Origin of the sequence: Micromonospora inaquosa (assembly GCF_003857055.1) — a bacterium.
Lineage (GTDB): Bacteria > Actinomycetota > Actinomycetes > Mycobacteriales > Micromonosporaceae > Micromonospora > Micromonospora inaquosa.
On sequence record NZ_QGSZ01000093.1, the window covers coordinates 1 to 9,057 of the forward strand.

9 protein-coding genes are annotated in these 9,057 nt (G+C 71.8%); 2 read left to right on the plus strand and 7 right to left on the minus strand.

Translation table 11 applies throughout. The features are described from left to right. Positions 1–231 precede the first annotated feature (231 nt). Positions 232–1,146 carry a sulfite exporter TauE/SafE family protein gene (locus tag DLJ59_RS01825; RefSeq protein WP_124770782.1) on the minus strand — a complete coding sequence of 305 codons (915 nt, stop codon included), beginning with the start codon at positions 1,144–1,146 and terminating at the stop codon, positions 232–234. A 120-nt stretch (positions 1,147–1,266) separates the two neighbouring features. Then, positions 1,267–1,731, minus strand: coding sequence for an RrF2 family transcriptional regulator (locus DLJ59_RS01830; protein ID WP_124770783.1), 465 nt, complete (start codon positions 1,729–1,731; stop codon positions 1,267–1,269). A 267-nt stretch (positions 1,732–1,998) separates the two neighbouring features. Between DLJ59_RS01830 and DLJ59_RS01835 the strand changes: the two genes are divergently transcribed. After that, positions 1,999–2,667: a YceI family protein gene (locus DLJ59_RS01835; protein WP_124770784.1), complete on the plus strand. Its 669-nt coding sequence runs from the start codon at positions 1,999–2,001 to the stop codon at positions 2,665–2,667. A gap of 44 nt (positions 2,668–2,711) precedes the next feature. Here the strand turns inward: DLJ59_RS01835 and DLJ59_RS01840 are convergent, their stop codons facing one another. From DLJ59_RS01840 to DLJ59_RS01855, 4 genes are all read right to left on the minus strand, one after another. Continuing rightward, positions 2,712–3,596: an acyl-CoA thioesterase gene (locus tag DLJ59_RS01840; RefSeq protein WP_124770785.1), complete on the minus strand. Its 885-nt coding sequence runs from the start codon at positions 3,594–3,596 to the stop codon at positions 2,712–2,714. Beyond that, on the minus strand, positions 3,593–5,041 hold the full coding sequence (pyk, locus tag DLJ59_RS01845) for a pyruvate kinase (RefSeq protein WP_124770786.1): 1,449 nt from the start codon (positions 5,039–5,041) through the stop codon (positions 3,593–3,595). Before pyk ends, DLJ59_RS01840 begins: the two co-directional genes overlap by 4 nt. A gap of 269 nt (positions 5,042–5,310) precedes the next feature. Beyond that, complete coding sequence (locus DLJ59_RS01850; RefSeq protein ID WP_158630765.1) at positions 5,311–6,693, minus strand: FAD-binding oxidoreductase; 1,383 nt, start codon at positions 6,691–6,693, stop codon at positions 5,311–5,313. Positions 6,694–6,825: 132 nt separating this feature from the next. Next, a complete protein-coding gene (locus tag DLJ59_RS01855) occupies positions 6,826–7,188 on the minus strand; it encodes a YciI family protein (protein ID WP_091407872.1) in 363 nt (120 codons plus the stop codon). 242 nt (positions 7,189–7,430) lie between these two features. On the opposite strand from DLJ59_RS01855, the gene DLJ59_RS01860 reads away from it, so the two are divergent. Continuing rightward, positions 7,431–8,303 (plus strand): aldo/keto reductase, encoded by an 873-nt coding sequence (locus tag DLJ59_RS01860; protein ID WP_124770788.1) that lies wholly within the window; start codon positions 7,431–7,433, stop codon positions 8,301–8,303. A gap of 56 nt (positions 8,304–8,359) precedes the next feature. Here the strand turns inward: DLJ59_RS01860 and DLJ59_RS01865 are convergent. After that, a partial coding sequence (locus tag DLJ59_RS01865; protein ID WP_124770789.1) for a lipase family alpha/beta hydrolase occupies positions 8,360–9,057 on the minus strand: 698 nt, incomplete at its 5' end.

Consider the following 9,057-nt stretch of genomic DNA (forward strand, 5'->3'; position numbering starts at 1 on the left):
CCGCTCCCCCGCGCCAAGATCTGCGCAACTTCCGGATGTTGCTGCCTCCGACGCACGGGACAGCAACATCCCCGATACTGCGCGAATCTTGACGACGAACACCGTGTCCGACCGACCGGGGGGCAGGGCTCAGGGTGCCCACCGCCGCCAAGGTCACGCTCGATCCTGGATGTGGTGGCTTCGACGAACCGGGATACCACTACATCCAGGAGGTAGCGCGATCTTGGTGACTCACCCTGGGCGAGGGCGACGTTTGACCGGGGCGCGGCGGGTACGGCGTAGAGCCCGGACGGCCAACACCACGGCGGCCAGCCAGCCGGCGGCGAGCAAGGCGTACAGGGTTGGGCGGGCCGGACCGTCCAGTTCGGCGGAGCGGATCAGGGTGCGGGCGTTGGTCAGCACGATCACGCCGCCGACTGCCGCGCCGAGCAGTTGGGCCGGCACGATTCGCACCAGCCAGGCGGCCAGTGGGGCGGCGATGAGCCCGCCGATGAGCAGCGCGGCGACGGTGGGGAGCAGGAATCCCTCCGAGCCCAACCCGATCAGGAAGCCGATGCTGGCCGCGCCGGCCACGACGAACTCGGCGGTGTCCACCGAGCCGATCACCTTGCGCGGTTCCATCCGGCCGGAGACCAGCAGCGCCGGGGTGGCCACCGGGCCCCACCCACCGCCGCCGGTCGCGTCGACGAAGCCGGCGACCAGGCCCAGGGGGCCGAGGAAACGACCGCGGAGCCGTCCGCCGACCCGGTCGGTGCGCAGCGGCCGGGCGAAGCGGACCAGGAGGTACGCGCCGAGCGTGAAGAGGATGCCGGCCATCCACGGTGCGGCGGCCTCGGTGGAGATCGAACTGAGCAGGGTGGCGCCGAAGAAGGCGCCGATCGCGCCGGGCAGGGCGATGCGCGTCACCACCCGCCAGTCGACGTTGCCGAACCGCCAGTGCGCCACCCCGGCGGCGAGGGTGGTGCCGATCTCGGCCAGGTGCACCGAGGCCGAGGCGGCGGCCGGGGCGACCCCGGCGACCAGCAGCAGAGTGGACGAGGTCAAGCCGTACGCCATGCCGAGCGAACCATCGATCAGTTGTGCGACGAGCCCGACCAGAGCGAGGACCAACAGCTTGCGCACGAGCGCCCCCTGACTTTTCGGCATCTCCTATCGACTTAGTCGACAATGCGGGATGGGCCAGCCAGGGTCAAGCCCCTGATCGGTGGATGGGACGCGCGTGGGTCGGCGTCCGGGTGACGCGGAACTGGCCGGCGCGCCGGCGAGTCAGATCCAGGCGCGCGGGTCGGCCGCCAGCTCGGTGACCCGCCCGGGCAGGGTGCCCGCGGCCACGTCGGCGACGCTGACCAGTTCCAGGATCTCCCGCTCGCTCGCCCGCAGCGCGATCCAGACCTCCTGGAGGGCGCGAGCCGGGCCGTGGTAGCCGAGCTGCTCGGGGCGCTGCCCGCGGACGTGGGCGAGGGGCCCGTCGATCACCCGGATCACCTCGGCGAGGGAGATTTCCTCGGCGGGGCGGGCCAGCCAGTAGCCGCCCTCCGGGCCGCGCTGGGCGTGCACGATGCCGCCCCGGCGCAGCTGGAGCAGGATGCTCTCCAGGAACTTCGGCGGGATCTCCTGGGCACGGGCGATCTGGTCGGCCGTGACCGGCCGGCCGCGCCCGGGACCGCTGGCCGTCGCGGCAAGCTCGGCGGCCGCACGGAGGGCATAGTCGACCCGGGCGGAGAGGCGCATGTCGGCAAGGTTAGTCCCTGGTCAACCGGGCAGGCGGGCGACCCTCGGCCGATCGGCCACGCATTGATGGAAAGCAGCGCCGCCGGCACCCCGGTGCGCCACCGGCCGAGACCGGTGAGCCACGTCATGATCCACCGCGCGGTGGGGGGCGAAATGCCGGTCCGGAGCGTCCCTATGCTGGGCGGGAGTACGAATGTCTGGCCGTTTACCCGGCCGCCAGCGACATATTGATAAACACCCGGGTGTGCTCGGGGGGAAGGCAACACGATGACCGATATCGCCACACGCACCTGGGATGGCATGACCATCCCGGTCGCCGGCACCTATCTTCTCGATCAGGCGCACAAGCGGATCGGTTTCCTGTCCCGGCACATGATGGTCAGCCCGGTACGCGGCGAGTTCGCCGAGGCCACAGCGCAGATCTTCGTGGCGGAGGACCCGCTGCTCTCCTCGGTGACGGCCACCATCATGTCGGCCAGCATCACCACCGGGAGCGCCGACCGGGACACGCATCTGAAGAGTGCCGACTTCCTCGACGTGGAGCGCTTTCCCACCCTCGAATATCGAAGCACCGGCATTAAATGGCGGGGCACCGAGGACCCGATATTCCAGTGGGCGCGCCTGCGCAACCACCGGCTGGGCGGACGAGGCCGGAGTCACACTGCACCGCCACAATCCGAGGGCGTTCCCGGACGATTCGTCCTCACCGGTGAGCTGACCGTGAAGGGGATCACCCGGGCCGTCGACCTGGAGGTGAATTTTGGTGGCGCCCGTCGTGATCCGTACGGGCAGAACATCTTCGGATTCAGCGCGTCGGCCGAGATGAACCGCGAGGACTACGGCCTGATCTGGAATGTCGTCCTGGAGAGCGGCGGGGTGCTGGTCGGCAAGACGGTGCAGATCGAGATCGCCGGAGAGGCCATCTACCAGGCCTGACCCGCTCATCCCCGCCAGGTGCCTGGCGGGGATGTGTCGACGCGTCAGGCGCCGACGCGCCGCAGCAGACCCTCCTGGACGGCGCTGGCGATCTGCCGGCCGTCCGTGGTGAACATCCGGCCGGTGGCCAGCCCTCGCGCGCCGGACGCCGACGGGCTGAGGCAGTCGTAGAGGAACCACTCGTCGGCCCGGAACGGCCGGTGGAACCACAGCGCGTGGTCCAGACTCGCGCCGACCAACCCGCCCGGCCCCCACACCTCGCCGTGCGCGGAGAGCACCGAGTCCAGCAGGGTGAGGTCCGAGGCGTAGGTGAGCGCGCAGGCGTGCAGCAGGGGGTCGTCGGGCAGTTTGCCGTCGATGCGCATCCAGACACGCTGGTGCGGGTCGGCGGGCCGGTCGCCCGGGCGGACCCAGCCGGGCTCACCCACGTAGCGCACGTCGATCGGTCGGGGGATCTGGCCCCAGATGCCCAGCCGCTCCGGGTAGCGGGAGAGCCGGTCGGTCATCGTCGGCACGTCCTGCGGCGGTGGCACGTCCAGCGGGGCCGGGGCCTGGTGGTCCAGGCCCTCCTCGGCCCGCTGGAACGACGCCGACATGAAGAAGATCGGCTTGTCGTGCTGGAGGGCGACCGCGCGGCGGACCGAGAAGGACCGACCGTCGCGGATGTTCTCCACCTGGTAGGCGATCGGCTCGACCGGGTCGCCAGGGCGGACGAAGTAGCCGTGCAGCGAGTGCACGAACCGCTCCGGGTCGACGGTGCGGCCGGCGGCGACCAGCGCCTGGCCGGCGACCTGGCCGCCGTACACCCGTTGTGGACCGACCGGGGGGCTCATCCCCCGGAAGGTCATTTCCCCGGTCGGGTCGAGGTCCAGCACTTCCAGCAGCTGGTCTACCGCCGCCTGGCCGACCGCGACCCGACCGTCGCTCACTGCAGCGCCCGCGCCGACGCGGCGTCGACCAGCGAGCCGAGCTGGTGCACGCGCAGCGTGTTGGTCGAGCCGGGGGTGCCGGGCGGGCTACCCGCAACGATCACCACGTAGTCACCGGGGTTGGCCCGGTCGAGGCCGAGCAGCGCCTGGTCGACCTGGCGGAACATGTCGTCGGTGTGCTGCACGAACGGCATCAGGAAGGTTTCCACGCCCCAGGTGAGGGCGAGCTGGTCGCGCACCTCGGGGACCGGCGTGAAGGCCAGCAGCGGCAGGTCGCAGTGCAGACGGGACAGCCGTCGCACGGTGTCACCGGTCTGCGAGAAGGCGACGAGCGCCTTGGCGTTGATGGCCCGGGCGATCGACGAGGCGGCGACGGTGAGGGCGCCACCGTGGGTACGCGGGTCGTGCTGCAACCGCGGCACCCCGATCGAACCGGCCTCGGTGGTCGTCACGATCTTGGCCATGGTGCTGACGGTGAGCACCGGGTACTTGCCGACGCTGGTCTCGCCGGAGAGCATCACCGCGTCCGCGCCGTCGAGCACCGCGTTGGCGACGTCGGACGCCTCCGCGCGGGTGGGGCGGGAATTCTCGATCATGGAGTCGAGCATCTGGGTGGCCACGATGACGGGCTTGGCGTTCTCCCGGCACAGCTGCACGGCGCGCTTCTGCACCAGCGGGACCTCGTCCAGCGGCATCTCGACACCGAGGTCACCACGGGCGACCATGACGCCGTCGAAGGCCAGAACGATGGCCTCCAGGTGCTCCACCGCCTCCGGCTTCTCGACCTTCGCGAGCACCGGCCGGAACACGCCCTCCTCGGCCATGATCCCGTGCACGAGCTTGATGTCCTCGGCCGAGCGGACGAAGGAGAGCGCCACCAGGTCGACGCCGAGCCCCAGGGAGAAGCGCAGATCCTCGGCGTCCTTGTCCGACATGGCGGGCACGCTGACCGCCACGTTGGGCAGCGACACGCCCTTGTTGTTGGAGACCGGGCCGCCCTCGGTGACGAGGCAGCGGATGTCGTTGCCGGTGACGTCGGTGACCTCGACGGCGACCCGACCGTCGTCGATCAGCAGTCGGTCACCGGGCTTCACCTCCTGCGGCAGCTTGCGGTAGGTGCAGGAGACCCGCTCCTTGGTGCCGATGATGTCGTCGCCGGTGATGACGACCGAGTCACCGGTGCGCCACTCGTGGGGGCCGTCGGCGAACCGACCGAGGCGGATCTTGGGGCCCTGCAGGTCGGCGAGGACGGCGACCGGCTTACCCGCTGCCTCCGACGCCTCCCGGACCAGTCGATAGACCGCCTCGTGGTCGGCGTGGCTGCCGTGGCTGAAGTTCAGCCTCGCCACGTTCATGCCGGCCTCGACGAGACCCCGGATGCGCTCCGGGGACGAGGTGGCGGGACCAAGAGTGCAGACGATCTTCGCGCGGCGTGTCACGCCCATCAGGCTAGTCTCTCCTTCAGGTCGGACTCGGGGCCGACCCCTTGCGAGCAGCGGAACATGTGTCCAACGACGCGCGGTGCGCGTCGGGCCGGCGGGCAAAACCGCACCGGGCACGTTGTGGCGACGGGCATCAGCGACCGCGCGCCGGGAATCGTACGCCTCCGTTGGCGTGCGCTGTCGGGGTGCTCCCGGCGGCGGCTCACCGTCGATGCCCCGAGGGCGGCAGGCGGCGGCTCATTCCGGGTGTCCGGCGGGCGGCAGGTGGCGGCTCATTCCGGGTGTCCCGGGGGCGGCAGGGTGGGCACCGCGTGGAGCAGGTCACGGGGGTCGTAGCGGCGCTTGGCGTGGCGCAGCCGCTCCCAGTTCGCGCCGTAGGCGAGCCGGACCCGGTCGGTCTCCTCCGGGGCGAGCAGGTTGGGGTAACCACCGGGCAGGGCGTGCGGGGCGAGCGCCGCCGAGGTCCGCTCGGCCCACTCCTGGTGCGGGCCGGTCTGGTCGCCGGGCGCCCACACCGCGATGATCTCGGCCAGCAGGTGCTCGGTGCGCAGCCCGAACGCCGTGTCGGCGGGCCGGACCCGGGTGGCCGCGCCGTGGAAGTGGTGCACGGCCAGCGCGGAGAAGGGCGAGCTGACCTGCCGGGCGGCGTCGACGAGCGGGCCTACGGCGCCGTCGGTGAGCGCGGGCAGCCATCGGGTCCGCAGCAGGTAGTGGTTGCCGTCGACCATCCCGCCGTCGAACATCCGCAGCGCGTCCGCGTACGGCATCGGACCGATCTGGTCGACCAGCGGGGTGCCCAGCGCACGGAGCCGGTCCATCCAGGGCAGCCCGGCGTCCAGGTCCGGGCCGCTGTAGAACGGGCAGACGAAGATCACCGGCTCGCCGGCCGGGCCGGGCAGGAAGCCGGTCATCACGGTCAGCTCGTCCGGGGCCTCGGCGACCAGCGCGCCATAGCCGCGCAGCACGGCCGGGGCCTCGGACAACGCGAACATGATCATGCCGGCCAGCACGCCGGACAGTCGGTGGGCGCGGAAGCGCAGCTCGGTGACGATGCCGAGGTTCCCACCGCCGCCGCGCAACGCCCAGTACAGCTCGGCGTCGTGCCGGGGGTCGGCGGTTACCCGGCGTCCGTCGGCGAGAACCACCTCCGCGCCGAGCAGGCTGTCCAGGGACAGACCGAACCTGCCGCACAGCGGGCCGTACCCACCGGCGAGGGTGAGCCCGGCCATCCCCACGCCACCAACAGTGCCGGTGGGCACCACCAACTCGTACGGGCGGGCCGCGGCGAGCAACTCGGCCGCCGTGGCGCCGCCGCCGATGGTCACCGTGGCCGCGTCCGGGTCGACCTGGACGGCGCGCAGCCCGGTCAGGTCGAGCACCAGCGCGCCGTCGCGCAGCGCCCGACCGGCCCAGTCATGCCCGCCGGAGCGGACCGAGACGGGCAGGTGACACCGGGCGGCGACGCGGACCGCCTCGGCCACCTCATCGGCCTCCCGGCACTGGGCGACCAGCGCTGGCGTACGCGCCACCGCGCCGTTCCAGAGCCGGGTGGTGGTGGCGAAACCGGGATCGCCCGGCTCGTGCAGCCGGTCGCCGAGCAGGGCACGCAGTCGGGCGGTGGCCGACGCGACATCGGGGGTGGCGGCGGAGATCATGGCGACTCCTCGACCGGGGCCGACCCACGACACCGGGTACGCCCCGGCGGCGGCCCGCGCTGGGCGCGACCGTAGCACCGGAGGGCGGGCGAACGCCGTCGCCATCACGACAGCCGCCGATGGAGCGGCGACTCAGCTCCCCGCTTTCACCAGCGGAAACTCCAGGGAACCGGCCGGGCAGAGGAAGGTCAGCACCTCCACCCGGTAGAGCCCGGCCTGCACCGCCGGGTCGGCCTCCAGCACGCTGCGGACGTCATCGACGCTGCCGGTGCGGGCCAGCCCGAAGCCGATCGGCGGATCCGGCTCACGGGCCGGCCCGTCCACTGAGCCGGCGACCAGGACGATGCCGCGTCGCTGCAATGCCTGCATGTGCTCGGCGTGCTCGGCCTGCAACCGTTGCACCGTCTCGGCGGGCAGGGCCCGCCCGGCCGCGCCGGGATAGATCACGATGCACTCGTACGTGTCGAGCGCGAAGTTGACCTGCGGCACTCCCATGGGTGCTCCCTCCGCCGTCGCGCCGGAACGCACCGGCTCCGGCCAGCGTCGCACGGACACCCCGGTGATACCGGGCGCTTCCCGGCAACTCGGTTCGGCGCGCCCACGGCGTGTCCGCGGCCACACTCGACCGACCGCCGGCATGACGGTGAGGTTCCGGGGGATGATCCATTGGTGGCGGGTGGGCTCTTCACGCCCGCGCTGTCCACGCCCGCCACGACGAGACGATTGGGGATCGGGCAATGGCGACAAATATCAGTGAGCAACCCGCGAAGGCATCCGGCACGTACCGGATCGGTGGCGACGTCACCGTCAACCGGCTCGGCTACGGGGCCATGCAGATCACCGGCCCGGGTGTCTGGGGTGACCCGAAGGACCCGGCCGAGGCCGTTCGCGTGCTGCGCCGGGCGATCGAGCTGGGCGTGACGTTCATCGACACCGCCGACTCGTACGGGCCGTTCGTCTCGGAGTTGCTGATCCGGGAGGCCCTGCACCCGTACGCCGATGACCTGGTCATCGCGACGAAGGGCGGGTTCACCCGATCCGGGCCGGGCGACTGGCGGGTGGTGGGCCGCCCGGAGTACCTGCGCCAGCAGTGCGAGCTGAGCCTGCGCCACCTCCGCCTGGACAACATTCCGCTGTACCAGCTGCACCGGATCGACCCGAAGGTGCCGCTCGCCGATCAGCTCGGTGAGCTGGCCCTGCTGCGGGAGGAAGGCAAGATCCAGCACATCGGGCTGTCCGAGGTGAGCGTCGCGCAGATCGAGGAGTCCCGGGCGATCACCACGATCGCGTCCGTGCAGAACCTGTACAACCTGGCCAACCGCAGCGCCGAGGACGTGCTGGAGTACTGCGAGCGCAACGACCTCGCGTTCATCCCGTGGTTCCCGATCGCGACCGGTGAGCTGGCCCGCCCGGGCGGCCCGCTGGACGCCATCTCCACCGCGCACGGCGCGTCGCCCGTGCAACTCGCGCTGGCCTGGCTGCTGCGCCGCTCGCCGGTGATGCTGCCGATCCCCGGCACGTCCTCGGTGGCGCACCTGGAGGAGAACGTGGGCGCGGCCGACGTGCGGCTCACCGACGACGAGTTCGAGGCGCTCGCCAAGGCGAGCTGACCCGCCGGTCCGGGCGCCGTCGGGTCAGCCGGCGGCGCCCGGGGCGCCGGAGCGGGTCAGAGCGCGAGGCAGTTGGGTCGTACCGGGCCGTCGACCAGGGCGCCGCGCACGATGGTGTACGCCGTGCCGTCGAGCACCAGGCCGAGGTGTCCCACCACCCGAAGCGGGCAGTACGCCTGGATCAGCACGTTCGTCGCACCGTCGTTGACGGCGGCGTTGCCGGTCGGTCGGACCAGCTCGTCCTGCAGGGTGCGGATGGTGGTGTAGCGCACCGCGCCCGGGGTGTCGTCGCCGGCGTTGAGGTCGGCGAGGAATGCCGAGCCGATGGTCATCTGCTGGCAGGCCACGACGCCGGCGCAGTTGCCCAGGCCCAGGAACGCCACGATGTTGGCGACGTACGTGCCGTACTGCGGTGTGCCCAGGCTGACGTACCGGCCGACGGCGCCGGTGCCTCCGAGCCGCTTGAGGTAGTACCGGCTGACCAGGCCCCCTTCGGAGTGGGCGACGAGGTCGACCGTCGCCGCGCCGGTGCTGGCGCGTACCTGGTTGACGTAGGTGGCGAACGCGCGGGCCGAGGTGGGGATGTCACCGAGGCCCAACCCGGGCAGTTGGTAGATGAAGGTGCGGTAGCCGTCGGCGCGCAGCCGGGCGGCGATCGGCTCGTACGCGACGGCGACGCCGCTGAGCCCGCCGACCACGATGACGGGATTGGCCGCGGCGGCGGCGAAGGGATTGGCCGCGACGGGGGCGGGGG